We start from the raw sequence: 26,141 nt of genomic DNA, 5'->3' as shown, positions 1-26,141 counted from the left end.
TGGATCGATGTCGATTCAGATTCCTATGCTGTGGAAAGCTGCCGCTCGCGATTCATCCAGTCGCGACACTCCAGCAGAGCCAGATAAAGGTCAGCAGAACGCCGCTGTAAAGAGCATTCGTGAGCCAGAACCAAGTCGGTTCCTTAGCCCGCAATTCAGACGCTCCATATGCTGATGGGATCCGTCCTGTTCGAAAACCTACGAAGATGAACCAAGCGATCATTTGCGGGATCGAAAGGAGCGCCGTTCCTCCGATGAATGCTCCCATTTGTCCCGGCAGCCAGCCAAGAAGAAGCCAGGGTGTGGCCGCGATGATCAGTATCGCCGCCAATAAAGCGAGCTTCTGTTTCGCCTTCCAATCCCACCAAAGCACTCGTCTTATCCCACCAGAGCATCTACCGTGTTGTAAGCAACGAACGTCCGCAAAGCGTCGTAGGCCTAAAGGGAGCGGTGTAGCAATCTGATCGGAAGATGACAGCTCACATCTGCTCAACATATTGAGTTGTTTGTCCGCAACCGTTACGGCGTTGGTCGCAGCCCCGATAGGCGTTCACGGATCGATCGAAAGGCACATCGGGAGAGCGATTGAAGGTGAGGATGCTTTTGGCATGTTCCTCGGTAACCTGCGTGCGCAAGACGGGTGCTTCGCCATCGATTGCGCAGCGGGCATCGCGCCAATCGCCGTCCATCTCGCGCACCGCCAGCCCGAACCGCTGCGAGACGTCCGAGCGCGTAGCCCCGCGCCCCTTGGCAACATTTCGATCCGCCGACTCTGCCATGGAAGCGGAGTAGCACGAGAACATATTGGGAACAATAAGCTGAGAAAGCAGCTTTGACGCTCGACTGGATTCAGGACTCAGTCGGACCGAAAGCCATTATCGCTCCGAAAGACGGGGCATCAGCTCCACGAAGTTGCAGGGCTTGTTGGTGCTGTCCAGCTGATCGCGTAAGATCCCGTCCCAGCCATCCTTAACCGCGCCATTGGAGCCGGGCAGGGCGAAGATGTAGGTCGTCTTGGCGAGGACCGCGCAGGCGCGCGACTGGATGGTGGACGTACCGATGGTCTTGAAGCTGAGCCAGCGGAACAGTTCGCCAAAACCTGGGATGTCCTTTGATTTCACGCGCTCCAGTGCCTCGGGCGTGACATCGCGGCCGGTCAGTCCCGTCCCACCTGTCGAAATGATACAATCGATCTGCGGATCGTCGATCCATTCTTCCAATTTTAAGACCAGTGCATCGGCGTCATCGCGGCAGATGGTGCGCGCCACCAGCTTGTGGCCCTCGTCCGATATGCGCGCCGCCAGAATATCCCCGGAGGTATCATCGGCTTCGGTGCGGGTGTCGGAGACCGTCAGCAGTGCGATGTTGACGGGTTTGCCGGCCATCAGCGCTGCGCCATGGCGCGGCTATCGTTCTTGCGCACCCATGCGGGCCCGCTCATGCCCGGAAAGCGCGGCCAAGCATTCTGTGACAGCCCTTCCAAGCTCTTCGATTCTTCGCCCGCCATGGTTTGGTACATCCAGTAATTGCGCAGGATTATCCCGACATAAGCGCGCGTTTCCCAATAAGGGATCGATTCGATGAAGAGCAGCGGATCACCCTGATCACGCACGTCATATTTCCAGCGGCCGACCGTGGAGGGGCCTGCGTTGAACGCTGCAATGACTTTTGGCAGCAGGCCTTCGGTCTGGTCCATGTCGCGAAGCTGTTCCAGATAGCTTTGGCCATATTCCAGATTGACTTCGGGTCGCTTCAGATCGGCCGCGGAGAAATAGCTCCCGCGCGCGCGCGCCATGTCCGCCGCGGTTCCAGGGCGCACCTGCATCAGTCCGCGTGCATCGGCCGGGCTTACCGCGTCGGCCTGAAAACGCGATTCCTGCAAGGTGTGGGCAAAGACCAGCCAGGGATCGACCCGCCAGCCTTCTTTCGGCGCCCATTTGGGGGCGGGATAGCGATCGAACGGGTTAGCGCTCGACCCACTGGGTCCATAATGCGCAAGATAAAGCTGCGTGGAAGGCAGGCTGAGCTGGTGCGCAAGCGCCAGCAGATCGGCGCGCTCCTCATCGCCGCCGATCTTCGCTTCATGCCGCAACACCTGATCCGCCAGGCCGCTTTCACCGAAGCTGGCAAGCGCGGTCGCAATGCGGACATTGGCGTTGCTCGCAATGCGGCCGGATACCGCCTGACTGCGGTTCTTCGGCGAAGCGCGGGTCATGCCGAGCTGTTCCTGAGCAAGGATGCCGTAGAAAGTCTCACCATATTGCGCGGCGGTCTGCAAACGCGGCTGCGCTTCCCCAGGACGGCGGGCGGCGACGCTTGCGCGCGCGCTCCAGTAAAACCCAGCGGCGCGCGTTTCTTCATTGGCGGCGAATTTGCCGACCCGGTCGAACGCCTGTGCCGCATCGGCATAATTTTTCATGCGCCAACTGGAAAGGCCGCGCACCCAATCGGCCTGCGGAGCCCACTCGCCGGTTCCGGTGCTCGCGACCTCGGCCATGCGGCGCGCGTTGGCGTCGTCATTTTCGATATAATAGCCCCAGGCCACGCGCTGCTGCATTTCGGTAAGTGCGGAGGGCGAGAGTCCGTCGAGGCCTGCAAGCAGCGCGGTTTCCGCGCCAGCGGGATCGTCTGCCTTAATCCGGTCCACAATGGCGTTGCGGGTTGCGGTCGCGGCTGCATCGGAAACCTCACTGGGGTCCGCACGGCGTGGGCTGGAGCCGAGATAGGCCAGGCGCCGAACCTGGGGCGTATCGGGAAGAAACTGTGCGCCGCGCTTTTGCGCCAGGCGGCTCAGCTGCTCGGCCTGCGGCAGATAGGGCGCGGTGTTGATCAGCGAGAGTAGCGGCCCCAGCTCGACGCGTGGGCTTCCTGCTGCAAGATACAGCTCCGCGCGCGCCATGTTGGCGAGCGGACCCGCAGGTGCATTGGCCAGCATGGCTTGTGCCTCCGCCCAGCGCTGCTGCTGGATCGCGGTGAAGACGAGGGCGAAATCGTCATCATTGCGGATCGCGGGAACTTGAATGGCGGGCGTAGCGGGGACCGGTGCCTCGATTCCCGTAATCAGATCGGCGGGTACAGCATTGCTGACCGCTGCCTCGTCACCACCGGCAAAGGCCGGCGCGGCAAGAGCGGTTGTCGCGATAAGGAAAGGGAGGAACTTTGCTTTCACCAGGTACCTTCTTTCAGCAGCAATTGCAGATCATCCCAGGCAGGCCGCTTGCAATGCGGACGCCTCAGGAGCGTGCGCGGATGGTATGTCGCTACCAGCACCTTTCTGCCGCCATCATGGTTAAATTCGTGTAAATGCGCGCGGGCCCCGGCGATCGGCTGCGCAACGAGGGCCTCGCTCGCAGCCGTACCCAGAATCAGGAGATTATCGGGTGCCGCCAACGCGATATGACTGCGCATCAGATCGGCCAACTGGGGCAGGTCGCCGGCAGGCAAACGTCCGCTCGGCGGACGCGTGACCGACAGGCTGGCACGGTAGCAGGCAGCCACATCAATCCCGATGGCCGACAGCATATTGCGTAGAAGCGTTCCGGTGGAGCCGGAAAGGATGGTGCCGGACGCAAGATCATCCTCGTCCGGGCAGTCGGATATGATCATGAGCGGCGCCTGCAATGCGCCATGCGGCAATGCGCGCATCTGGCCATAATGCGTGCCTGGCAGATCGTCCGTGCGGCGCAGGCGCTCATGCAACGCCTCCAGCGTCGCCGGGAACGGCGGCGCGGGCGTTGCAGCGGGCGTGTGGCCGGGCACGGGGGCGTTCCCCGGTTGAGGAGCATTCGCAGGTGTGAGCGCCGGCTTCACGCGCGGTGCCAGCTTTAGCGCAGCGGGCGGCGCCTCCAGCCAATTTACGGGCTGATCGGCGCACCAATCCTCGACACCCGCCAGCTGCCACCAGCTGATGAGCGATTCGACCGCCGCCTCTTGTGTTGTCATCCCGCCCGTCATCGGACGCGTGAAGCCACAGCAAGGGGGCGCGCGTCAATTGCCACGGAACGAAAAACCTGCAAAACGCCTTGGATGTAGGATGTAATGAGACGCGCCGGATGAGGCGCGGCGCCAGATAAGGGGATGCCGGGTGAGCGAACGCGAAGCCATGCCATATGACGTTGTGATTGTAGGCGGGGGGCCTGCAGGCCTGTCAGCTGCAATCCGTTTCAAACAACTTGCGGATGAGGCAGGCGCTGATCTGAGCGTCTGCGTGCTCGAAAAAGGGTCTGAAATCGGGGCCCACATCCTGTCGGGCGCCACCGTCGATCCGCGCGCGCTCGACGAATTGCTGCCGAATTGGAAAGAAGACGGCTGCCCGATGGCGCAGACCCCCGTCACCGAAAACCTGCATCTCGTGCTCTCCAAAAACGGTTGCTTCTCCATTCCGGAGATCGCGCTGCCCCCGCTCATGGGCAATGACGGCTGCTATACCGGTTCGCTCGGCAATATGTGCCGTTGGCTTGGCGAACAGGCCGAAGGCATGGGTGTGGAAATCTTCCCGGGCTTCGCAGCGTCCGAGGTTCTCTATAATGAAGACGGGTCGGTGCGCGGCGTCGTCGCCGGCGTCATGGGCATCGGCCGCGATGGAGAGCATAAGCCGGATTATGAGCCGGGCGTGGAACTCACCGCGAAATACACTTTTTTCGCGGAGGGCGTGCGCGGCGGGCTGACCAAGGGGCTGAAGGCTGAGTTCAATCTGGAGGCGGATTGTCAGCCGCAAGTCTACGGCCTTGGCCTGAAGGAACTGTGGGACATCGATCCGGCCAAGCATGAACCGGGCAAGGTTGTTCACACGCAAGGCTGGCCGCTTGATGAGGCATGGGGCGGGGGCTTCCTGTATCATCAGGCCGATGGTCAGGTTGCGCTCGGCTTCGTGGTGGCGCTGAGCTATCGCAACCCGCATCTGTCGCCGTTCCAGGAATTTCAACGCTGGAAGCAGCACCCCGAAATTCGCAAATATCTGGAGGGCGGCAAGCGCGTGGCTTATGGCGCTCGGGCGATCAATGAGGGCGGTTGGCAGTCCGTGCCCAAGCTCGCATTTTCGGGCGGCGCGCTGATCGGCTGTTCCGCGGGCTTTGTGAACGTGCCGCGCATCAAGGGTACGCACACCGCCATGAAGAGCGGCATGCTGGCTGCCGAAGCCGCGTTCGAGGCGATCCAGGCTGGACGCGAAGCGGATGAGCTGTCTGCTTACCAGCACAATCTCGACCATAGCTGGATCGCCACCGAGCTGAAAAAGGTACAGAATGCAGAGCCTTGCGTCGACAAGTTCGGCGGGACCTGGGGCACGCTTCTGGGCGGCATCGACATGTGGATGCGCACGCTGAAGATCGGCCTGCCTATCTCAATGAAGCACGAGCCCGATTACACGAAATTGTGGCCCGCCGAAGCTTGCAAGAAGATCGAATATCCCAAGCCCGATGGGGTGATCAGCTTTGACAGGCTATCTTCGGTCTATCTTTCGAATACCAATCATGAGGAAGACCAACCGGTTCATCTTCAGCTCAAGGATCCAAGCCTGCCGGTTGAAAAGAACCTGCCTATCTTCGACGGCCCGTCGCAGCGCTATTGTCCTGCAGGTGTCTACGAGTTTGTGGAGGAAGGAGGCGAAGAGCGCTTCCAGATCAACGCGCAGAACTGCGTCCATTGCAAGACCTGCGACATCAAGGACCCTTATCAGAATATCAATTGGGTGGTGCCGGAGGGCGGGGGCGGCCCCAATTATCCCAATATGTAAGCCCTGAAAGCTCACATGACTTCGGAAACGGAAATCGCTTACGCCAAGCTCAACCTGGCGCTGCATGTGCGCGGCCGGATGGCTGGCGGTTATCATGCGCTGGAGACGGTTTTCGCGTTCTGCGGCGACGGAGACCACTTGAGCGGTGTCGACGCAAAAAGCTTGTCCTTGACGGTGACGGGACCGTTCAAGGATGCGCTGGAAGACGAGGATGAGAATAATCTCGTCCTGCGCGCCGCCCGAGCGGTAGCGGATGCGTTTGCCCCGGAACGCGGCGCCTCGCTGCGCTTGGACAAGCGTTTGCCGGTGGCGTCGGGTATCGGCGGGGGCTCAGCCGACGCCGCCGCGGCAATCAGGCTGCTGAACCGGCTCTGGCGGCTTGAACGACCGCTCTATGATTTCGAGGCGATAGCAGGCGAATTGGGAGCGGACGTTCCGGCCTGCCTCTTCAGTTGCAGCGCTTTTGGCACGGGCAAGGGTGATGAGCTGCGCTTCGTCTCGATCGGTGGTCTGGAAGGTCGGCATTTGCTGCTCGCCAATCCGGGCAAAGCGGTCTCGACTGCCGACATTTTTCGCAGATGGCATGGCCGGGACGGCGGCGCGCTTGCGGGGTTGGAGCTCTCTTCGCTGCAAAAGTCAGCGCGCAACGATCTGGAGGCGGCTGCGGTCGCGCTTGTCCCCGATATAGGTGAGCTGCTGTCCGCTTTGGGTCGGCACAGTGACTTTGCGCGGATGTCGGGCTCGGGGGCGACCTGCTTCGCCCTGTTCGATAGCGCCGATGCGGCCGCGACGGCGCGGGACGATCTGCGCGCGCAATTCGGCGATCACTGGCCGGGATTTTGGACCATGACGGCACAACCGCGCATCGAAGCTTGCGATGATGCCGCGTCCGCGCCAGAGCGAGCGACGTCATGACCCGTCCCCTTGCCATCATTTCCATATTTCTGCTCGCCGCCTGCAGTGGACAGCCGGACAACGAAACGCTGGCTAAGGCTGAGGCAGAGCAGGGCGCGATGCAGGCAGACAATGGACGGATCGATTGTGCGCTGGACGGTGCCGAGACCTTTTCGCGAGAGTGTACGACCGATCGTATTTCCGGGCCGGATCGCGAACTCCTGATTATCCAACATCCGGATGGCGGATTCCAGCGCTTCGAAATCGTGACCGACGGACGAGGGCTGATAGCGGCTGACGGGTTCGACGATACGGAAATCCGGCTGCTCGACAATGACGAGATCGAGGTGACCGCCGGCGAAGATCGTTACAAACTGCCTGCGCGGATCCAGTCGGGCGCCGGCGCCAGCGATGCCCAGTGAGCGTAGATGGCAGCCTCGTTCTGCGCGTCGCCGCTTTGGGCGACGGGCTTACCGAAGACGGCCGCCATGTGGCACTGGCGGCACCCGGAGACCGCGTCGATACAGACGGCACGATCCACTTCGGTCCGCACCATCAAGAGCCACCGTGTCGGCATTTTCCCGAATGCGGGGGATGCCAGCTGCAGCATCTGGATGATGCGACAATCGCAGACTTTGTCAGAGACCGCGTTCTCAACGCGCTGGAAGCCAATGAGATTGTTCCGGACGATGTAGCGCCGGTTCATCTTTCTCCACCGCAGAGCCGTCGCCGCGCAGTGTTGCATGCCATCAACGGTCCCAAGGGGCCGCGCATCGGCTTTACGAAAGAACGCAGTCACCATGTGATCGACATGTCCGAATGCCATGTCCTCGATCCGCGACTGTTCGCAATGGTGGCCCCGCTCCGCGCCCTTCTCGGCAATCGATTGGCCAAGGGCGGCGCGGCAGAAATAACGCTGGCGATTGTCGATCAGGGCGTCGACGTGGCGATCAAGGGCGCGCGGTTCGAAGGTCTTGAGGGCCATGACGCCATCATCGATTTTGCCGAGCAGCATGGTCTCGCACGTCTCAGCCTGGACGATGGCTACGGTCCCGAACCGCGCTGGGAGCCGCGCCCGGTTACGATCAGCTTTGGTGGTATTGCGGTACCGTTGCCGCCGGGCGCTTTCTTGCAGGCAACGGCAGATGGGGAGGCCGCGCTGATCGAAGCTGCGCGGGGAGGCATCGGCGATGCTGCAACAATTGCCGATCTGTTCGCCGGGCTCGGCACCTTTGCGCTTTCGTTGGGGCAGGGAAGGCGCGTGTACGCCGCAGAGGGCGAGCGTGCCTTGGTGGAAAGCCTGAAGGCCGGTGCAAATGCAGCGCGGCTTCATGCCGTGTGCGAGCATCGCGATCTGTTTCGCCGTCCGCTGGAGACCGCGGAACTGGACCGGTTCGAAGCGGTGATCCTCGATCCGCCGCGGGCCGGTGCGCGGGAACAATCCATCCGTCTCGCCGAGGCGAAGACCCCGCATATCGCCTATGTCAGCTGCAATCCGGCAAGTTTTGCGAAAGATGCTGCGCGGCTCGTAGCGGGGGGCTATCGGCTGCGCAGAGTAACGCCGGTGGGCCAGTTTCGCTGGTCCACCCATGTCGAGCTGGTTGGAACTTTCGAGCGCTAAATCGTCTGGAATAGCGCGATAACGGCCAGGCCGATCAGGCAGAGGGTCGAAAGAAAGAACAGCACGAAACGCACCGGCACCTTATTGACCGTCGCCTGCCAAACACTGTGCAGGACGCGCAGGCCAACATACCCCCAGGCCAGCCCGACGCTGAGATCATTCACGCCTCCGGCAAGGCTGAGGATCACAATCACTGCATAGAAGAGTACGGGCTGTTCCAGAAGGTGATTGTAATTATGCGCCTTCCATTGCGTGCGATCATCGATGACGCCGTCCAGATCCTGCCCACGGCCGCCCGCGCGCGCTGAGAGATCGATCTTAGCTTTCGCCATGGCGGGAAACCGCGTGGCGACCATCCAGAGTAGCATCACCAGCGTCCAGCAGATGAGCACTGCGCCGGGCGCAAGAATGGCGGTATCGAGCATGTTTTTCTCCCTGTTTCACGCAAGGGAGACTGGGCGAGGGACGCCGCAGCGTCAATCGCGGATGAGCGTGGCACTCAAGCCACGATAGGTCCTTCCCCGTGAAGCACGGGGAAGGACAAATGGCTAGCGTTTGCCGATAGCGAAGACGTTGTCGGCGGGTTCGGGCGACTTTTGGCCAGTGTACAGGCTAGCCATCGGTTCGTCGGTTACCACATGGCATCCGCTGGTGCCGAAGCCGTTGAACTGCGTCCGCATGGCCGAGCCATAGGCGCCGAGCATGCCGATTTCGATATAATCGCCTACCTTCACGTCCTCCGGCAGAAGGAAGGGACCGGTCATATGGTCCAGATCATCGCAGGTCGGGCCGTAGAAGCTGTATTCTGCCAGCGGTGCCTCTTCGCCGCCCTGACGCAGCAACTGCACCGGGAAACGCCAGCCGATATGCGCGGCGTCGAACAGCGCGCCATAGGCACCGTCGTTGATGTAGAGTTCCTGACCGCGGCGGCGCTCCACCTTCACGATTAGCGAGTTATATTCGGCACACAATGCCCGGCCCGGTTCGCACCATAGTTCGGCCGAGTAGCTGATCGGAAGATCCCAATAGGCGCGGTAGATCGTCTCGAAATATTGCTCCATGGCCGGAGGCTCGAGCCCTGGATAGATCGACGGGAAACCGCCGCCAACATCGATGTAATCTACCAGCACCGAAGCCTCGACGATCGCGGCGCGCACGCGCTCCAGAGCCGTCACATAGGCATGCGGTGTCATCGCCTGACTGCCGACGTGGAAGCAAATGCCCAAACCGTCCGCGGCCTGGCGCGTTGCCATCAGGAGCTTCGCAGTTTCATGCGGTTGCGCGCCGAACTTCGCAGCGAGGCTCAACTGGGCATGATCGCTGGGAACGCGGATGCGCACGAACAGATCCAAGTCGGCGGCGTTGTCAGTCGCGCGCAGGATCTTTTCCAGCTCTTCATGGCTGTCGAGCGAGAAGGTGCGCACACCGTGGCGCTCATAAGCTTCGCGGATTGCGCTCTCGGCCTTGACCGGGTGCATGAAGCACAGTTTCGCTTGCGGCAGCGCCGAACGCGCGGCGCGCACTTCCGCGATCGAGGCCACGTCATAATGGGTCACGCCCGCGCGCCACAGCGTGCGCAGTAAGGCCGGCGAAGGATTGGCCTTCACGGCATAGAGCGTCTTGCCACGGAAGTTTTCCGTGAAAAAACGCGCGGCGCGCTCCGCCGCATGGGGGCGGACCAGCGTCACGGGTTCGTCGGGCGCGGTGGCCTGAACTACAGCGAGAGCGTCAGGAAATTCGTGCAATTCAAGGGACCCCCAAAGGATTAGATTCAGTCGAAGCTGCCTTGCGGTATGGAAGGTCCCATGGGGCAGCGGAGGCGCGATATATGGACGCGCCGGGGCGCTGTAAAGTGGTTTCGGTATGGATGAACGGCATAGCCCGAAATGAACGGACGCCCCGGACCGATCGTTCCGACATTCGTCGCGGAAGAGAGGCCTTCTACGGAAGAATGCCCCGTCAACTCAGGCGGTCGCGGAAGGTGGTCCAGTCAAACCGGCGCACCTCACGCAGCTCGTCGGTTTCGCTATCCCACAGCCAGATCGATGGCAGCGGCACGCCGTTGAACGTGGTCGTTTTGACCATCGAATAATGGGCCTGGTCCAGGAAAGCGAAGCGCATGCCGGGCTCCATCGGCCCGGGAAGCCGATAATCGCCGATAATGTCTCCAGCGAGGCAAGAGGGGCCTCCCAAGCGGATGACCGGTCCCTCGCGCGGTTCGCCGAGCATAGCGGGCCGATAAGGCGCCTCGATCACATCGGGCATGTGGCAGGTTGCGCTAATATCGGTGATGCCGACGGGCATGCCGTTGTCGATCACATCGAGCAGTTCGCCCACCAGGATGCCGGCATCGAGTGCGATGGCTTCGCCAGGCTCCAAATAGACTTCGCAGCCGGTGGTTTCGGCGACATCGTCGAGGAACGCGATCAGCTCTTCGCGGTCGTAATCGTCGCGGGTGATATGATGTCCACCGCCGAAATTCAGCCATTTGAGGTCGTCGATGAACGGTTCGATATAGGGAACGATCGCTTCCCAGGTACGATAGAGCGGTTCGAATCCCTGTTCGCACAGACTGTGGAAATGAAGGCCGTCGACCGGCTCCAGATGGGCCTCGGTCAGCTGATCGACCGGGAAGCCGAGGCGGCTATGCGGTTGGCAAGGATCATATTTCTCGACTTCGCCCTCCCGGTGCATCGGATTGATGCGCAGACCGATATCGAACTGCTCACCGCCGTCGCGCAGACCGATGATCGCCTTGGAATGGCGGGCAATCTGGGAAGGCGAGTTGAAGATGATGTGGTCGCTAATCGCTGCGATTTCGGCAAGGTCTTCGGCCTTGAATGCAGGCGAATAGGTCGCGATCTCACCTTCATATTTGTCGAAGGCGAGGCGTGCTTCCCAAAGGCCGCTGGTGGCGACGCCGTCCAGATATTCGCCGATCAGCGGGGCGACTTCCCACATCGAGAATGCTTTCAGCGCGGACAGGATCTTTGCGCCCGATCGCTGTTTCACCTCGGCCAGAATTTCCAGGTTCGCGCGCAGCTTGGCCGCATCCACCACAAAGGAGGGGGAGGGCACGCGGCTTAGGTCGAATTGGGTAAAGGCGCCGGGATCGCCGGCTTGCGTGTTCATCATCTTGGGCTCCATAGGGCGGCGTCATAGACTTGCTGCGCCGCCCACGCCAAAGGAAACCTGCTTTGTCCGAAGACACCGTTTATTTGACACGGCCACAGCTTTACGCCCTGGCTTTGGCGACCGCGGTGGTGGTGGCGAACGCCTATTACATTCACCCGATCGTGGCGCCGGTGGCGGACAGTTTTGGGGTGAGCCATGCGATGATCGGCGCCGTACCGGCGCTCAACCAAATCGCACTGGCCATCGGCATTTTCCTGTTTCTGCCGCTCGGCGACCGAGTGCGCAACTCGCGCCTGGCAGCCGTGTTTACCGTCGGCCAGTTCGCCGCGATCGCCTGTATGGCCCTGGCCAAGGATTTTGCGCTGTTCACCGCGGCCTCCACGATCCTGGGGCTGTTCACCATCACCCCCTATCTTATCCCCGCCTATGTTTCGAAGCGCGTCGATCCTGCGCAGCTCGGCCACGCGATCGCGATCGTCACGACAGGTGTCGTCTTCGGCATCCTGCTTGCCCGCGTGGGCGCGGGGTTGATCGGCGAATATTGGGGCTGGCGACCGGTCTACTGGATCGCAGCGGGATTGCTCGCGATTACTTCGGTGGCGTTGCCCTGGCTGATGCGAGAGCCGAAGCCGCTGCGCGCGGCCGAAGACGAGGTGACTTATGCGGCCCTCCTCGGCTCAACGCTGAAGCTCATGCGCGGGCATCCGCACGTTCTCCTGTCGGGCGCGATCCAGGGGATGAACTTCGGGATCTTCCTGTCGGTATGGCTCGCGATCGGGCTTTATCTTCCGGACATCGGCTATGGCGTCGATATTGTTGGTTATCTTGCCGGTATTTCGATCGTCAATCTGGCAATCACACCGCCCTTGGGGAAATGGACGGACCGGGTGGGGCCGCGAAAGGCGCGTCTCATCGTCGCTGTGGTGCAGCTTTGCGCGGTCGGGTTGCTGTTTCTGGGCGGCGGCAACCTGTTCCTCCTCGCCATTCCCCTGCTGGTCATGACAGGCGCTGGTCCGATCATCGACATCTGCGGACGGGCGACGTTCCTGATCGAGGAACCGTCGATCCGCACGCGGTTGATGACGATCTATATCATGCTGATGTTCATCGGTGGCGGTATCGGCAGCTGGGCAGGGACCGCTGCCTACGAATTTGCCGGATGGACCGGAAGCTGCTTTTTCGTGCTGACATTATCGCTCGGCGTGACGGCGGCTTCTGCCTATGCGCGGCGGGTGCCGAAGGCGGGGCATTAACGCCACTTGTCAGTGCTATCACGCGCAAAACAGTCCGGAGTGACTGGACGGCTCCGAACTGTTTTGTTGCCCTAAGGGCGACCTAGAATGGCTGTGAGTTTGCCCGGCGCTCAGAACTCTACCGCGCCGTCCAGTTCCTTCACCTGCCAGGGCAAACCGTGCTCGTTCAGCATGTCCATGAAGGGATCGGGATCGAATTCTTCCATGTTGAACACACCGTCGCCGGACCATTTGCCGGTCAGGATCATGGCCGCGCCGATCATCGCGGGCACCCCCGTGGTGTAGCTCACGGCCTGATTGCCGGTCTCGGCATAGGCGTCTTCATGATCGCAGATATTGTTGATGTAGAAGGTGCGCCGCTCACCATCCTTGGCGATGCCCGTGGCGATATCGCCGATATTGGTTTTTCCCTTGGTGGTCTCGCCCAGACTGGACGGTTCGGGCAGTACGGCCTTCAGGAATTGCAGCGGCACGATCTCCTTGCCCTCGTACAGGACCGGATCAATCCGCGTCATGCCGACATTCTGAAGGACGGTGAGATGCTTGATATACTCTTCACCGAAGGTCATCCAGAAACGCGCGCGCTTCAGTTCGGGCAGAAACTTGGCGAGGCTTTCCAACTCCTCATGATACATCATGTACATGGTTTTTTCGCCCACGCCCTCAAACTCGAACTTTTGTGAGACCTGCATCGCAGGCGTCTCTACAAATTCACCATTCTCCCAATGGCGGGCGGGCGAAGTCACCTCGCGGATATTGATCTCCGGGTTGAAGTTGGTGGCGAAAGCCTGGCCATGGTCGCCACCATTGCAATCCAGGATGTCGAGCTGCTCGATCGTGTCGAGCTTGTGCTTCTTCAGCCATGCCGCGAACACGCTGGTAACGCCCGGATCGAAGCCGGAGCCGAGCAGCGCCATCAGGCCTGCGTCCTTGAACCGGTCCTGATAGGCCCATTGCCAGTGATATTCGAACTTCGCCTGGTCGCGCGGTTCGTAATTCGCCGTGTCCATATAGTGCACGCCCGTTTCCAGGCAGGCATCCATGATGTTGAGGTCCTGATAAGGCAGCGCCAGATTGACGACCAGTTTGGGCTGCACCTCGCGGATCAACGCGGCGGTGGCAGGCACGTCGTCCGCATCGATCTGATAGGTGGCAATGTCGACGCCGGTACGTTCCTTCACCGAAGCGGCAATGGCGTCACATTTCGATTTCGTGCGGCTGGCGAGCGCGATCTTGGTGAAGATATCGCTGTTCATCGCCATCTTGTGGACCGCGACCGAGCCGACGCCGCCTGCGCCGATTACCAGAACTGTGCTCATGCCTTATGCTCTCCGCGATTGGGGTTGGGGAAGGTTCGGGCATCGCATATAGCCCGTGTCCATGACCGGACAAGACGATCCCGACCGCAAGCCCAGTTCCGAAGGCGTGGCGCTGGCCGCTGAGCGCGTGGCGGCGCTGCTACCTCCGACGCCGCTCCTTCCGCTGGAGATCGACGGGATCACGATCTGGTGCAAGGCAGAATGCGATCAGCCTGTAGGCGCGTTCAAGATCCGCGGCGGCATTCACCGTATCGCCGATCTGACGGAGCAGCAGGCGGCGCGAGGCGTCGTCGCCTTCTCCAGCGGAAATCACGCGCAAGGGGTAGCCTGGGCGGCCCGCAAGCGCGACGTATCCGCCACCATCGTTATGCCGTCCGATGCGCCTGCCGCCAAGGTGAACGGCACACGGAAGCTCGGCGCCGAGATTATCTTTTACGACCGTTCCACCGAATCGCGCGAAGAAATTGCGGCCGGAATCGCGGCTGAGTCCGGTGCCGTGCTGATCCCGAGTTTCGCCGATCCGTGGATCGTTGAGGGGCAGGGCAGTTGCGGGCACGAAATCCGGCAGCAATTGCTGGATGGGGCGGGTTACGCACCGGATCAGATCGTCACCTGCTGCGGGGGCGGCGGTCTGTCTGCGGGCATCACGCTCGCCAATCCGGATGCGCGGATCGTCATCGTGGAGCCGGTGGGCTGGGATGATATGGGGGCGTCTTTGCGCCATGGCGTCATCGAGCCGGTTGGACCCAACCCGCCGCCCACCGCTTGCGATGCCCTGCAAACGCTCAAGGTCTCACCGATCACCTTCGATATTCTTCGCGATCGCGGTGCCGTCGGTGTGGCGGTGACCGAGGGGGAAGTGGCTGCCGCCATGAAGCTGGCATTTGAAAAGCTGAGCAGGCGATTGGAACCGGGCGGTGCTGTGGCATTGGCGTCGGTGCTGTCTGGCAAGGTTGCGCCGACGGATCGAACCGCAGTCACCTTGTCCGGTGGGAATGTCGATCCAGCGATTTTTGCGCGCATGACCGGCCTGCCGGCGTCATGATCGCGTAATCCTAGCGCCATAATGCGCGATCGCGCGTCCTCGGCGGATTGAGAGCCCTCACCCGGTCCTCCGAAGACATCTGATCTTCGATCGCTAAACTCCTGAACGGAAATTCGAATGGCCGAGAAAAATCGCAAGATCGAGCAGGCTGTTCTCGGGCATGACGGGGGCGGAAAGCTGTGGGATCGCGCCTTCGCCTTTGCATTCAAGGGCCTTGTCTACGCGCAGATCTGGGAAGACCCGGTGGTCGACATGGAGGCCCTGGCGATCAAGCCTGGTCACCGCGTCGCCACTATCGCCAGCGGCGGCTGCAATGTCTTGTCCTATCTCACCGCAGACTCGGCGGCGATCGACGCGGTTGATCTCAACACAGCCCATGTTGCGCTGGGGCGGCTGAAGCTCGCAGCCGCACAACACTTACCCGATTACGCCGCCTTCCGGCGCTTTTTCGCGGAGGCTGATCGCAAGGAAAATATTGCGGCATACGAGGCTCATGTTCGCCCGTATTTGGACGAAACCAGCCGGGCTTATTGGGAAGGGCGCGATCTAACCGGGCGTCGCCGCATTCGCGGCTTCGCGCGCGGCGTCTACAAGCGCGGCTTGCTCGGCGGGTTCATCGGCATGGCGCACCTCGTCGCCAAGCTTTACCGGATCGATCCCAAGGAATTGCTCGAGGCGAAGGATATCGAGGAGCAGCGCGCAATCTTCGAGAAGCGCCTGGCGCCCATCTTCGACAAGCGCTTCATCCGCTGGCTGACCGATCAACCGGCTTCCCTCTTCGGGCTCGGCATCCCCCCGGCCCAGTTCGAAGCGCTGGCGGGTGACGCCAAGATGTCCGATGTGCTGCGCGCGCGGCTCGAAAAGCTGGCGTGCGATTTCGCATTGGAAGACAATTATTTCGCCTGGCAGGCCTTCGGCCGTGGCTATGGCAAGGCTGACGACGCACCATTGCCACCTTATTTGCAGGAAACGAATTTCGAGGCGGTCCGCGGGCGCGCCGACCGCGTTACCGTTCAACACATCAGCATGACCGAACATCTGGCGTCATCCGATGATCAGAGCCATGACCGTTACATCCTGCTCGACGCGCAGGATTGGATGAGCGACACGCAGTTGACCGAACTGTGGACGGAGATCACGCGGACCGCACGACCTGGCGCGCGCGTGCTGTTTCGCACGGCGGCGGAGGAGAGCCTGCTGCCGGGACGTTTGCCGGACGCATTGTTGTCGCGCTGGGACTATCGCGGAGAAGCCTCGAAGGACTTCACGAAGCGAGACCGCAGTTCGATCTACGGAGGTGTACACCTCTACGTGCTGAAGTGAAGGTCAGCGCCTTTCGACGCGCGCCATATTCAACCGACAGGCCCCATTTCATGACCACTCATGCTGAGCAGATGGACGCGATCTACAAGGTGCAGCGCCACATTTATGACCTGACGAGGAAATACTACCTCCTCGGCCGCGATCGTTTGATCGAGCGTCTGCAACCCCCCCGCGGCGGCAGCGTGCTGGAGATCGCGTGCGGGACGGGACGCAATCTGGTGGCCGCCGCGCGGGCCTATCCCGACGTGCATTTCTTTGGCCTCGATATCAGCGAGGAGATGCTTATCAGCGCCCGCCTAGCGGTACGCCGGGCGGGATTGGAGAACCGGGTAACGCTCGCGCGTGCCGATGCCACCGCATTTGATGCGCAGGCATTGTTCGGCGTCGCAAAGATGGACCGCGCATATATCAGCTACGCCCTCTCGATGATCCCGGACTGGCGCGCCGCAATCGGTCAGGGCGTCGATGTGCTGAGCCCTGACGGATGCCTTCATGTCGTCGATTTCGGACAGCAGGAGCGCCTACCGAAGCTGTTTCGTAGCGGGCTGCATGCGTGGCTCGCGCGCTTCCATGTGGCGCCACGTGCCGAGCTACCGGAGCTGGTCGATCGTTACTATCGGGACGGTCATGACGTCGACTTTACCCGTCTCTATGGCGGTTATGCCTGGGCGGCGGAAATCGCTCCTGCTTAGGTAATCATCGCCTTCAGCGTGGCGATCCGATCTGCCTCATCGGCTGGCTTATCCTTCCGGATCCGCGATATGCGCGGGAATCGCATGGCAAGGCCGGATTTATGCCGTTTGCTGTCATGGATCGAATCGAATGCCACCTCCAGAACCAGCGTCTTCTCCACCTCGCGCACCGGTCCGAAGCGGTTGACCGTGTTCTGGCGCACGAAGCGGTCCAGCATCTTCAGCTCCTCGTCGGTGAAGCCCGAATAGGCCTTGCCGACCGGCAGCAGTTCTTCATCCTCCGTCCAGCAACCAAAGGTGTAGTCGGAGTAGAAAGAGCTGCGCTTGCCCGAGCCGCGCTGAGCGTACATCATCACGCAATCGGCGACGAGCGGATCGCGCTTCCACTTGTACCACAGCCCGGTCTTGCGCCCCGCGATATAGGGGCTGTCCTTGCGCTTCAGCATCACGCCCTCGATCGCGGCGTCGCGCGCGCCTTCGCGGACGTCTGCCAGGTCATCGTAGCTGTCCGAGGGGACCAGCTGACTGATGTCGAAACGGCTTTGGTCCAGTTTCGGAACGAACGCCTCCAACCGCTCCCGCCGCTCGCTCCAGGGCAGCGGGCGCAAATCATCGTCGCCCTCGATCAGGATATCGTACAGCCGCACGAAAGCAGGCGAATCGCGCAGCATCTTTGCTGTCACCGTCTTGCGGCCGAGGCGCTGTTGCAGGGCGTTGAAACTGGCCGCCTGGCCGCCCTGCACATCGCCGCGCACGAGCAGCTCTCCATCCACCACCGCATCGGCATCGAACGCGCCGGCAATATCCGGAAAGGAGTCGCTGATCTCTTCGCCGCCCCGGCTGTAGAGCTTTACCGCGCCTCCGGTCCCGACGATCTGCACGCGGATGCCGTCCCACTTCCATTCGGCGGCGTAGTCGGTCAAATCGACGCGCGTGTCCTCGAGCGGATGGGCGAGCATGAAGGGGCGGAAATAGGGTGTGCCTTCGGGATCGGGGCGCTCGGCCTTGCCTTCGCCCCAGGCGAACAGCTCGGCATAAGGCGGGGAGAGCGCGTGCCACACTTCCTCGACATCGTCGACATCAAGCCCGAAACCTTGCGCCACCGCGGTTTTGGCGAGCCGGGCCGAGACACCCACGCGCATGCCACCGCTCGCCAGCTTCAATAGCGCATAACGGCCGTTCGCATCCAGCCGATCCATCATCGAGGCAAGCAATTCGGGTGCCTTGGCGCGCGTGGTCGCCCCCAGCTGATCAACCACGGCTGAGATCGACAGGTTGTCCTGTTCGCGCATGCCGCCCTCCGGCTCCGACCACATCAGCGCGACGGTTTCGGCGGTGTCACCGACATAATCGCGGCTCATGCGGAATAGCAGCGGATCGAAGCGCCCGTCCGCCATGGCCCGGATTTGCGAGCTTTTCACGGCCTTGAGATCGAGGTCGCCGGTCAGCGCGGCCAGTGCCCATCCGCGATCCGGATCGGGCGTTGCCACCAGATAGTCGGCGATAAGGGTCAGCTTCGCATTGCGCGAGCGGGTGTAGATCAGGCGATCAATGAGTTCGGCAAAGGCTTGCATGTCCGCCCCTTCAACCCGCGCCAGGCAGATCGGTTCACTCGCCCTCGCGCCGCTCCAGCGTACACAGGAAGCATGCACCGCCGCTGGTACTTTTACTTTCAAGCGTTCCGCCCGCCTGAGCGGCAAAAGCGCGGATCAGGCGCTGGCCCAGGCTGGACGGTTTCGGCTGCTCGGCCGGAAGGCCCACTCCATCATCCTGTACAGCCAGGCAGAGCGCATCCTTCGTGCGTGTCAGCTCCACCTCAACCTTGCCGCTCTCGCGTCCGGGGAACGCGTGCTTGGCCGCATTGGTAACCAGCTCATTGACGAGCAGCCCCAGCGCCACGGCGCGGTCGCGCTCCAGGCGCATGGGCTCCACCGTCAGCAGCAGTTCGATCGAGCGTCTTTCCAAGAGGCCGGTGCGCAGCGCCTCGCACAGCTCGTTCATATAGTCCGCCATCTCTACCCGGCCCGGCGTTCCGTCCCCGCGGTAGAGCGCCCGGTGCGCGCGGGCAATGGAATCGACCCGTCCCAGCGCCTCTGACAGGGCTTCTTGCGCAGGGCCAGGCTCCATCTGCCGTCGCTGCATGTCCAGCATCGCGGTGACCTGCGCGAAGTTGTTGCGCACGCGGTGGTCGAATTCGCGCAAATACAGGTCCCGCTCTGCCACATCGGCTTCCCGCTGCTCGACGGCACGGCGCACCGCCCGGCGGAAGATCTCGGCCAGCGCCACAATGGCAAAGCCGGACAGCACATTCACAATCACGCGCGGCCCGTCGCCATCGACGATAAGGCGGAAGCTGCCGTGTACGGGTAGGACGAAATACCACGCGAACAGCGCGGACAGCACCATGGTCAGTACGCCCGCCTGCCAGCGGCCCACCAGCGTTGCGATCAGAACGAACGGGAAGATCAGCGCAAACGGCCCCGCCCCCGGCAGAAGCAGATCGAGCAATGCGCGTGTTCCGAAGCTTGCCGCCGTGCAGCCGATCCCAACCAACGCCTGACTGACCGGAAGCGGCAGGCGTGATCCTACCCGGTCCGGAAAATCCAGCTCTGCAAGGCGGTTGGGCATGGGTGAAGCCTAAAGGCATCCACCGGCCAGTCAATCCGTACGCTTCGGCAACGATCTGACGATGCCGGTCAGTCGTCTTCATCCTCCCGGCCCACCATCGCCAGCGCACGCGCCTTGCGCTGACGCATCGTGCACCAGTGGACGAGCGCATCTTCGCGCCCGTGCGTAACCCACACTTCTTTGGGCGAGACTTCCTCGATCGTGCGGGTCAGCTCGTTCCAGTCGGCATGGTCTGAGATGACGAGCGGCAGTTCCACATTGCGTTGCCGGGCGCGCTGGCGCACGCGCATCCAGCCCGATGCCATGGCGGTGATCGGATCGGGCAGACGGCGGCTCCAGCGGTCGTTCATCGCGCCGGGCGGGGCGAGCACGATGGCGCCCTTCAGCTCTTCCTGGGGCAGATCGCCGACCAGCTCGAGCGAGCCCAGGTTCACGCCCAGCTCCTCGTAGAGGCGGCACATCTTCTCCAGCGCACCGTGGAGGTAGATCGTCTCTTCATACCCTGCATCGCGCAGTTCGCCGATCACACGCTGCGCCTTGCCCAGCGCATAGGCGCCCACCAGGATGCAGCGTTCGGGATTGGCCGCGCGCGCCTCCAGCAGCTTGGCCACTTCCTCGCTCGTATCGGGGTGCGTGAACACCGGAAGACCGAAGGTCGCTTCGGTGATGAACACATCGCACGGTACGACTTCGAAAGGCGGGCAGGTGGGGTCCGGCCGGCGCTTGTAATCGCCCGTCACCACCACCCGTTCGCCCTGATACTGCAGCAGGATTTGCGCGCTGCCGAGCACATGGCCCGCCGGGTGGAAGCTGACGGTGACGCCGCAGCCAAGATCCAGCTCCTCGCAATAGGGCACGGCATTGCCCTCCGCCTCCACGCCGTAGCGCAGGCCCATGATGGAGAGCGTCTCGGGCGTCGCCCACACCGCTCCATGCCCGCCGCGCGCATGGTCGGCATGGCCATGGGTCACGAGCGCGCGGGGCCGGGCGACCGACGGGTCGATCCAGGCGTCGCAAGGCTTCACGTAGATGCCGGTGGGGTGCGGTTCGATCCAGTCTTGGGCAGGCATCGATGGAAGATAGGGCGGCGCCCCCCGGCTTCCAAGCCGTGCGCGGCACCAGCTTCACACAGCTTCACACTGTTCAGAGCGGGAATCTTTTTAGTGCAGACCAGCGGCTTCGAATACGGGGTCGCCGGGCGAATCGAGGCTGCGCGCGGGGCTGGCATCGACCAGTCTATGCGCGATCAAGCGCGCTGTAGGACAGCGATAAATGGCGCCGATGCGGGTTATCCAAGGCCGTCAGCCCGTGGAAGGGCGCTTATCGGGCAAGGGAGGTACCCGGTCGATAGACGTCCTTCGACAGTCTCAGGACTTGCGGCCCTTGGTGATAGTGCGCTGGACCGCACCCCCCTCAGAACGGGTTCAGCGTGTATCCGTCCTGCTGAAGCAGCGCATGGGCTGTCATCGCGGACAGCGCCATTTCTACACCCGGCAGCAAATCGTCCCGCGCGATGCCCGAAGCCGCCGCGCTCTGTCCGCACAGGATTATGCGCACGCCGTGCTTCTGCAATTGCGCGATCAGGTCCGCATTCGGATTGGCCGCGCCCTGGTGCCGCTCGCCGTAGAAGACATTTTTCGTCAGATCGACGCCCGCCGGGCCGTGCACCACGACGGCAAGCCCGATCCGCTCCGCAGGCACACCCGCGGCCACATGCATGTTGAGAAAGCGCGCCAGCGACACCAGCCCGCGATTGGGCGCATCCGGCTTGCCCGCCGCCGCGAGATCGAATGCCACCTTGAACGATGCATCGGCGGGCAGGCGGTCGCTGACATCGACATCGGCAATCGGTCCGTAATCGGCGATCAGCGGGCTGGGATGTAATGGCGAGGACGGTTCCTGGGCGCAAACCGGAACGGCAAAAGCGAACGCGGCGAGGACGAGGGGAAAGCGGATCATCTCCGCAGGATAATAGTCAGGGAGAACCCTGAATAGAGCGATTTTTAGGCAGCGCTGAGAACACCGACAACGACGAAAAAACTTAATGCAGTTGTTGCGCGAGCCAGGTTCTGGCGTCGGCCTCGCTCAAGAAAACCTGGATTCCGTCGTCGGTCAGAACCCTCTGTACTTGCAGCTTGTGCAGAACGGACCCGACGATGATTGCGGTGGGTACGGGAAAGCGCCGGCGTGCTTCCAAAGCGAGGCAGGCAAAGCGTTCAGCCATTACGGCACTCTGGACAGGAAGGCCGGACGAATCGGACAGTACGCCGAAAGGCTGCCGCACGGCTCGCAATGGAGCGATGTGCTGCTGCATATCTGCGACGAACCGGCCAAAGGCAGCCTCGTCCCAGAAACCGCTTAGCTTCAGATGCAAAATGCTCTCGCTGTCGCTGAATGCGATTTCGTGCATCCCGAAACGATAGCGTCCTCAAGTTAAAAGGACGTTATCAAAGCGACTTAGCCCAAATACTAAGCCGCTTGCACCGTCTCCATTTCCAGTCGGCCCCAGATTTCGGACAGCGCATCGGTCAGGCCGCGCATCATCGCTTCGTCATGGTCCGGACCGGGGGTGAAGCGCAGCCGCTCGGTGCCGCGGGGCACGGTGGGGAAATTGATCGGCTGCACGTAGATGCCATATTCGGCGAGCAGAATGTCGCTGATCCGCTTGGCCTTTACCGGATCGCCCACGATCAGCGGCACGATATGCGTTTCGCTTTCCAAGAGCGGCAGGCCGGCGTCCAGGAACATGTCCTTCAGCATGCGCGCGTGGCGCTGCTGCGCGGCGCGTTCCTCGCAGCTGGCCTTCAGATGGCGGACCGAGGCGAGCACGCCTGCAACCAAGACGGGGCTGAGCGAGGTGGTGAAGATGAAGCCGGGCGCATAGCTGCGAATTACGTCGACGATCGTCTTGTCCGCCGCGATATAGCCGCCCATCACGCCGAACGCCTTGCCCAGCGTGCCTTCGATGATGGTAACGCGGCCTGCCGCCTCATCCCGCTCGGTAATGCCGCCGCCGCGCGCGCCGTACATGCCGACGGCGTGCACTTCGTCGCAATAGGTGAGGGCATTGTACTTGTCGGCAAGGTCGCAGATCGCATGGATCGGCGCCACGTCCCCGTCCATCGAATAGACGCTTTCGAACGCGATGAGCTTGGGCACTTCCGGATCGGTCTGCGCCAACAACTCTTCCAGATGCGCCAGATCATTATGGCGCCAGACGCGCTTTTCGCAGCCCGAATTGCGGATGCCTGCGATCATCGAGGCGTGGTTGAGTTCGTCCGAAAAGATCACGCAGCCGGGTAAAATCTTGGCCAGCGTGCTGAGCGTCGCCTCGTTCGAGACATAGCCGGAGGTGAAGAGCAGCGCGCCTTCCTTGTCGTGAAGGTCTGCCAGCTCGTGCTCCAGATCCACATGATAATGCGTGTTGCCGCCGATATTGCGCGTGCCGCCGGAGCCTGCGCCGACATCGTGCAGCGCTTCTTCCATCGCCGCAACCACCTTGGGGTGCTGGCCCATGCCGAGATAGTCGTTCGAACACCACACGGTGATCGGCTGCGGCCCGTTATGGTGGGCAAAGCAGCGGGCGTTGGGATAGGCACCCTTGTTACGCAGGATGTCGATAAAAACGCGGTACCGCCCCTCCTCGTGCAGCCGGTCGATGGCTTGGGAGAAGATGTGGTCGTAATTAAGGCTCATGAAATTCGTGCCGTCAATCGCTGTCGGTTCCCGGTGGACATAGGACCGCAAGTCGCGGAAATCCAGCGCGAACGGGTTGCAATAAGCTCCTAGAGAGTTTCGAAACGGGTCAGACCATATTCGGCCAGCGCCGGTTTGTAACCTTCGGCCAGCGCTGCCGGGCCGGTGGAAACGAACAGGCCGGACGTGGGGGCGGCTTCCGCGAAATCGGTTTCGGCAAGGTAGAGAATGCGCCGGGCGATCCCCGCCGCGCCGTCGATGAAGCGAAGGCCCGTGGAAGCGGCGGTGAGTTCTTCTTCCACCAGTGGGAAATGCGTGCAGGCGAGCACGGCGACGTCCATCCCGGCGGCTTCGGCGCGGGCGGTCAGGCGTTCGATCACGCCCGCAAAAATCGCCGGATCATTATCCTCACCCCGCAGCTTGCGCTCGGCGGCGGCTACCAGTTCGGGTGCGGCGACGCGGATCAGCGATGCGCCATTGCCATGTTCGGCGAGCAGATTGTCGACATAGGGCTGGCGGATCGTGGCGGCGGTGCCGATCAGGCCGATGACGCCGCTCTTCGTTGCCAGCGCTGCGGGCTTGACCGCGGGCACGGTGCCCACAACCGGAATATCGAGCGCCGCGCGCACCGCGGGCAGCGCGATGGTGGAGGCGGTGTTGCAAGCGATGGTGACGAGCCGCGGGCGATATCGCTCCACCAGCCGCCCGAGCAGCGCGGGGACGCGAGCGGCAATTTCGCTTTCCGTCTTCTCGCCATAAGGCAGCCCTGCGAAATCCGCGGCATAGACGATCGGCGCAGCCGGCGCGGCGCCTTGCAGCGCGCGCAGGATTGAAAGCCCGCCCACACCGGAATCGAACAGGAGGATGGGGGCGTCGTTGGATTGTAAGATGGGGGCAGGCGGCGGCATGATGGATCAGGCTGCTAACCGTCTTGTTGCCGCAATGCAAAGCGGTTAGGCCGAGGACATGGATCGGATCAGGCGCACGTCATGAGCATCTATTGGGCGGTACTGTTGGGCTATCTGCTCGGCTCCATTCCCTTCGGCATTTTGCTGACGCGGATGTTCGGGGCGGGCGATTTGCGCTCCATCGGTTCGGGCAATATTGGCGCAACGAATGTGCTACGCACGGGCCGCAAGGGGCTGGCGGCGGCGACGCTGCTGCTCGATCTGCTGAAGGGCCTCGCCGCGGTGCTGATCGCCCGCGCGATCTATGCCGAAGGGGCGGACTATGCCGCGCAGGCCGCGGCGGCGGGCGCGTTCATCGGGCATCTTTACCCTGTTTGGCTGCGCTTCAATGGTGGTAAGGGCATCGCCACCTTGGGCGGCATCATGTTCGGCCTCTTTTGGGAGGGCGGGCTGATCTATGCCGTGATCTGGCTGGGCTCGCTGGCGCTGCTGCGCATCAGCTCGCTCGCCGGGCTGCTGGCCGCGGCTTCCGCGCCGATCGCCGCGCTGATCTTCGGCCATGCCGAGCTGGTTCCGCTGCTGATCGCCTTCCTCGTGCTCACGATCTGGAAGCATAAGGAGAATGTTGCGCGGTTGCTTAAGGGACAGGAACCCAAGGTGGGGCAGCGCTAGACGGATATAATCTCCGGGGGGAGGGATCATGGAAGATGCATTCGATCGGCTGCGGCTGATCCGTTCGGCCAATGTCGGGCCGGTGGGCTTCGTGCAGTTGCTCGCGCGCTTCGGCAGCGCGGGCGCGGCGATCGCGGCGCTGCCCGATCTTGCGCGGCGTGGCGGGGGCAGGGCGCCGCGCCTCGCTGAACCCCGTGCTGTCGAAGCCGAGCTGCGGCGCGTGGAGGCGCTCGGCGCATCGCTGCTGTTCCTCGGCAGTCCGGACTATCCCGCGCTGCTGGCCCAGATCGACAACCCCCCGCCGGTGCTGAGCTACCGCGGACGACGCGATCTGATGGAGGCGCGCGTTGTGGCCATGGTCGGCGCGCGCAACGCCAGCGCCTCGGCCTGCCGTTTCGCGCGCGGGCTGGCGGCGGAACTGGGCCGCGAGGGCTTCGCCGTCGTCTCCGGCCTCGCCCGCGGCATCGACACCGCGGCCCATGCCGGATCGATCGAGGACGGCACGATCGGTATTGTCGCGGGCGGCATCGACATCCACTATCCGCCCGAAAACCGCGACCTTCAGGAGGCGATTGCCGCCCGGGGCCTGCTGATCGCCGAACAGCCGCCCGGCACCGAACCGCGGGCACGCCATTTCCCCTTCCGTAACCGGATCATCGCAGGGCTGGCGCTCGGCACGGTGGTGGTGGAGGCCGCGCCGCGCTCCGGCTCCCTGATCACTGCGCGGCTGGCGGGCGAGGCGGGTCGGGAGGTGATGGCGATCCCCGGCAGCCCACTCGATCCCCGTTCGCGGGGCTGCAACCAGTTGATCCGCGACGGCGCGATCCTGGTACAGTCAGCCGCCGACATCGCAGAGCAGCTCGGGCCGATCGACGCCCGCGCTGTCCGCGCGCCATCGCAGCCCTTCGCGCCGCAGCCGATCGATGCCGAAGACGGCGCCCGGCAGCGGGTGCAGGACCTCCTCAGCCATGATTTCGTCAGCGTGGACGAACTGGTTCGCCAGTCCGGCGAGCCACCCGGCGCGGTGCAGACGGTGCTGCTGGAACTGGAACTGGCCGGAAGGCTGGAGCGCGGGGCGGGCGGACGGGCGCGGCGGGGATAAGGGGCTCATGTTCTGCTTCGGAAGCAGCCGGCTGCAGCCGCTCCACCCCATCCAACTGCGCCTAGTTCGCTTCGCTCTCAAGGCTTCGTATCTTTCCCCCATCCAGGGGGAAGAATTGC

At 62.6% G+C, this 26,141-nt stretch carries 25 protein-coding genes and 1 pseudogene; 10 read left to right on the top strand and 16 right to left on the bottom strand.

What is annotated here, in order from left to right:
- Positions 1–52 precede the first annotated feature (52 nt).
- The 5 genes and pseudogenes from H7X45_RS03775 to H7X45_RS03755 all read right to left on the bottom strand — a co-directional run bounded on the left by H7X45_RS03775 (position 53) and on the right by H7X45_RS03755 (position 3,942).
- Entirely contained in the window at positions 53–373 is a 321-nt protein-coding gene (locus tag H7X45_RS03775; RefSeq protein WP_187336219.1) for a hypothetical protein, read from the bottom strand.
- Positions 374–512: 139 nt separating this feature from the next.
- Positions 513–779: pseudogene (locus H7X45_RS03770) on the bottom strand (PA0069 family radical SAM protein); the annotation flags it as partial.
- A gap of 96 nt (positions 780–875) precedes the next feature.
- Positions 876–1,385: a molybdenum cofactor biosynthesis protein B gene (gene moaB / locus H7X45_RS03765; RefSeq protein ID WP_187336217.1), complete on the bottom strand. Its 510-nt coding sequence runs from the start codon at positions 1,383–1,385 to the stop codon at positions 876–878.
- Positions 1,385–3,169, bottom strand: coding sequence for a lytic transglycosylase domain-containing protein (locus tag H7X45_RS03760; RefSeq protein ID WP_187336216.1), 1,785 nt, complete (start codon positions 3,167–3,169; stop codon positions 1,385–1,387). The genes moaB and H7X45_RS03760 overlap by 1 nt, the downstream gene beginning before the upstream one ends.
- The gene (locus H7X45_RS03755) at positions 3,166–3,942 is read right to left on the bottom strand and encodes a uracil-DNA glycosylase family protein (RefSeq protein WP_187336215.1); all 777 of its coding nucleotides are present in this window, start codon (positions 3,940–3,942) and stop codon (positions 3,166–3,168) included. The genes H7X45_RS03760 and H7X45_RS03755 overlap by 4 nt, the downstream gene beginning before the upstream one ends.
- A gap of 142 nt (positions 3,943–4,084) precedes the next feature.
- Here H7X45_RS03755 and H7X45_RS03750 point away from each other — a divergent pair, with 142 nt between their 5' ends.
- From H7X45_RS03750 to H7X45_RS03735, 4 genes are read left to right on the top strand one after another with little or no spacing between them, the layout of a single operon-like run.
- Complete coding sequence (locus H7X45_RS03750) at positions 4,085–5,734, top strand: electron transfer flavoprotein-ubiquinone oxidoreductase (protein ID WP_187336214.1); 1,650 nt, start codon at positions 4,085–4,087, stop codon at positions 5,732–5,734.
- A 15-nt stretch (positions 5,735–5,749) separates the two neighbouring features.
- Complete coding sequence (locus tag H7X45_RS03745; RefSeq protein ID WP_187336213.1) at positions 5,750–6,649, top strand: 4-(cytidine 5'-diphospho)-2-C-methyl-D-erythritol kinase; 900 nt, start codon at positions 5,750–5,752, stop codon at positions 6,647–6,649.
- Positions 6,646–7,050, top strand: coding sequence for a hypothetical protein (locus tag H7X45_RS03740; RefSeq protein WP_187336212.1), 405 nt, complete (start codon positions 6,646–6,648; stop codon positions 7,048–7,050). The genes H7X45_RS03745 and H7X45_RS03740 overlap by 4 nt, the downstream gene beginning before the upstream one ends.
- Complete coding sequence (locus H7X45_RS03735; protein ID WP_187336211.1) at positions 7,047–8,249, top strand: class I SAM-dependent RNA methyltransferase; 1,203 nt, start codon at positions 7,047–7,049, stop codon at positions 8,247–8,249. The genes H7X45_RS03740 and H7X45_RS03735 overlap by 4 nt, the downstream gene beginning before the upstream one ends.
- Here H7X45_RS03735 and H7X45_RS03730 read toward each other — a convergent pair.
- The 3 genes from H7X45_RS03730 to H7X45_RS03720 form a co-directional block, all read right to left on the bottom strand.
- A complete protein-coding gene (locus H7X45_RS03730; RefSeq protein ID WP_187336210.1) occupies positions 8,246–8,674 on the bottom strand; it encodes an MAPEG family protein in 429 nt (142 codons plus the stop codon). The genes H7X45_RS03735 and H7X45_RS03730 overlap by 4 nt on opposite strands.
- A gap of 123 nt (positions 8,675–8,797) precedes the next feature.
- The gene (locus H7X45_RS03725; protein ID WP_187336209.1) at positions 8,798–9,994 is read right to left on the bottom strand and encodes a type III PLP-dependent enzyme; all 1,197 of its coding nucleotides are present in this window, start codon (positions 9,992–9,994) and stop codon (positions 8,798–8,800) included.
- Between the two features lie 214 nt (positions 9,995–10,208).
- A complete protein-coding gene (locus tag H7X45_RS03720) occupies positions 10,209–11,381 on the bottom strand; it encodes a carboxynorspermidine decarboxylase (protein WP_187336208.1) in 1,173 nt (390 codons plus the stop codon).
- A gap of 65 nt (positions 11,382–11,446) precedes the next feature.
- Between H7X45_RS03720 and H7X45_RS03715 the strand changes: the two genes are divergently transcribed.
- On the top strand, positions 11,447–12,637 hold the full coding sequence (locus tag H7X45_RS03715; RefSeq protein WP_246449644.1) for an MFS transporter: 1,191 nt from the start codon (positions 11,447–11,449) through the stop codon (positions 12,635–12,637).
- Between the two features lie 110 nt (positions 12,638–12,747).
- On the opposite strand, the gene H7X45_RS03710 is transcribed toward H7X45_RS03715, so the two are convergent.
- Entirely contained in the window at positions 12,748–13,956 is a 1,209-nt protein-coding gene (locus H7X45_RS03710; protein ID WP_187336207.1) for a saccharopine dehydrogenase family protein, read from the bottom strand.
- A 61-nt stretch (positions 13,957–14,017) separates the two neighbouring features.
- Between H7X45_RS03710 and H7X45_RS03705 the strand changes: the two genes are divergently transcribed.
- The 3 genes from H7X45_RS03705 to H7X45_RS03695 all read left to right on the top strand — a co-directional run bounded on the left by H7X45_RS03705 (position 14,018) and on the right by H7X45_RS03695 (position 17,016).
- Complete coding sequence (locus H7X45_RS03705; protein WP_187336206.1) at positions 14,018–15,001, top strand: threonine ammonia-lyase; 984 nt, start codon at positions 14,018–14,020, stop codon at positions 14,999–15,001.
- Between the two features lie 117 nt (positions 15,002–15,118).
- Positions 15,119–16,324, top strand: coding sequence for a BtaA family protein (locus H7X45_RS03700; RefSeq protein WP_187336205.1), 1,206 nt, complete (start codon positions 15,119–15,121; stop codon positions 16,322–16,324).
- A gap of 50 nt (positions 16,325–16,374) precedes the next feature.
- Positions 16,375–17,016: a class I SAM-dependent methyltransferase gene (locus H7X45_RS03695; protein WP_187336204.1), complete on the top strand. Its 642-nt coding sequence runs from the start codon at positions 16,375–16,377 to the stop codon at positions 17,014–17,016.
- Here the strand turns inward: H7X45_RS03695 and H7X45_RS03690 are convergent.
- The 7 genes from H7X45_RS03690 to murI all read right to left on the bottom strand — a co-directional run bounded on the left by H7X45_RS03690 (position 17,013) and on the right by murI (position 24,230).
- The gene (locus tag H7X45_RS03690; RefSeq protein WP_187336203.1) at positions 17,013–18,590 is read right to left on the bottom strand and encodes a cisplatin damage response ATP-dependent DNA ligase; all 1,578 of its coding nucleotides are present in this window, start codon (positions 18,588–18,590) and stop codon (positions 17,013–17,015) included. The two genes, H7X45_RS03695 and H7X45_RS03690, sit on opposite strands and share 4 nt — an antisense overlap.
- A gap of 34 nt (positions 18,591–18,624) precedes the next feature.
- The gene (locus H7X45_RS03685; RefSeq protein ID WP_187336202.1) at positions 18,625–19,644 is read right to left on the bottom strand and encodes a sensor histidine kinase; all 1,020 of its coding nucleotides are present in this window, start codon (positions 19,642–19,644) and stop codon (positions 18,625–18,627) included.
- A 68-nt stretch (positions 19,645–19,712) separates the two neighbouring features.
- Positions 19,713–20,714, bottom strand: a complete 1,002-nt coding sequence (locus H7X45_RS03680) for a ligase-associated DNA damage response exonuclease (RefSeq protein WP_187336201.1) — start codon at positions 20,712–20,714, stop codon at positions 19,713–19,715.
- Between the two features lie 343 nt (positions 20,715–21,057).
- A complete protein-coding gene (locus H7X45_RS03675; protein ID WP_187336200.1) occupies positions 21,058–21,603 on the bottom strand; it encodes a DsrE family protein in 546 nt (181 codons plus the stop codon).
- An 82-nt stretch (positions 21,604–21,685) separates the two neighbouring features.
- The gene (locus H7X45_RS03670) at positions 21,686–22,054 is read right to left on the bottom strand and encodes a hypothetical protein (protein ID WP_187336199.1); all 369 of its coding nucleotides are present in this window, start codon (positions 22,052–22,054) and stop codon (positions 21,686–21,688) included.
- Between the two features lie 59 nt (positions 22,055–22,113).
- Positions 22,114–23,340, bottom strand: coding sequence for a 5-aminolevulinate synthase (gene hemA / locus H7X45_RS03665; protein ID WP_187336198.1), 1,227 nt, complete (start codon positions 23,338–23,340; stop codon positions 22,114–22,116).
- 89 nt (positions 23,341–23,429) lie between these two features.
- Positions 23,430–24,230 (bottom strand): glutamate racemase, encoded by an 801-nt coding sequence (murI, locus tag H7X45_RS03660; RefSeq protein ID WP_425498188.1) that lies wholly within the window; start codon positions 24,228–24,230, stop codon positions 23,430–23,432.
- 99 nt (positions 24,231–24,329) lie between these two features.
- Here murI and plsY point away from each other — a divergent pair, with 99 nt between their 5' ends.
- On the top strand, positions 24,330–24,920 hold the full coding sequence (plsY, locus tag H7X45_RS03655; RefSeq protein ID WP_187336196.1) for a glycerol-3-phosphate 1-O-acyltransferase PlsY: 591 nt from the start codon (positions 24,330–24,332) through the stop codon (positions 24,918–24,920).
- Between the two features lie 28 nt (positions 24,921–24,948).
- Positions 24,949–26,022, top strand: coding sequence for a DNA-processing protein DprA (gene dprA, locus H7X45_RS03650; RefSeq protein WP_187336195.1), 1,074 nt, complete (start codon positions 24,949–24,951; stop codon positions 26,020–26,022).
- The last annotated feature ends 119 nt before the right edge of the window (positions 26,023–26,141 follow it).

The sequence above is a fragment of the Novosphingopyxis iocasae genome (genome assembly GCF_014334095.1).
GTDB lineage: Bacteria > Pseudomonadota > Alphaproteobacteria > Sphingomonadales > Sphingomonadaceae > Novosphingopyxis > Novosphingopyxis iocasae.
The sequence above is the reverse complement of the archived record's forward strand: the minus strand, read 5'-3'. Positions and strand labels throughout refer to the sequence as shown.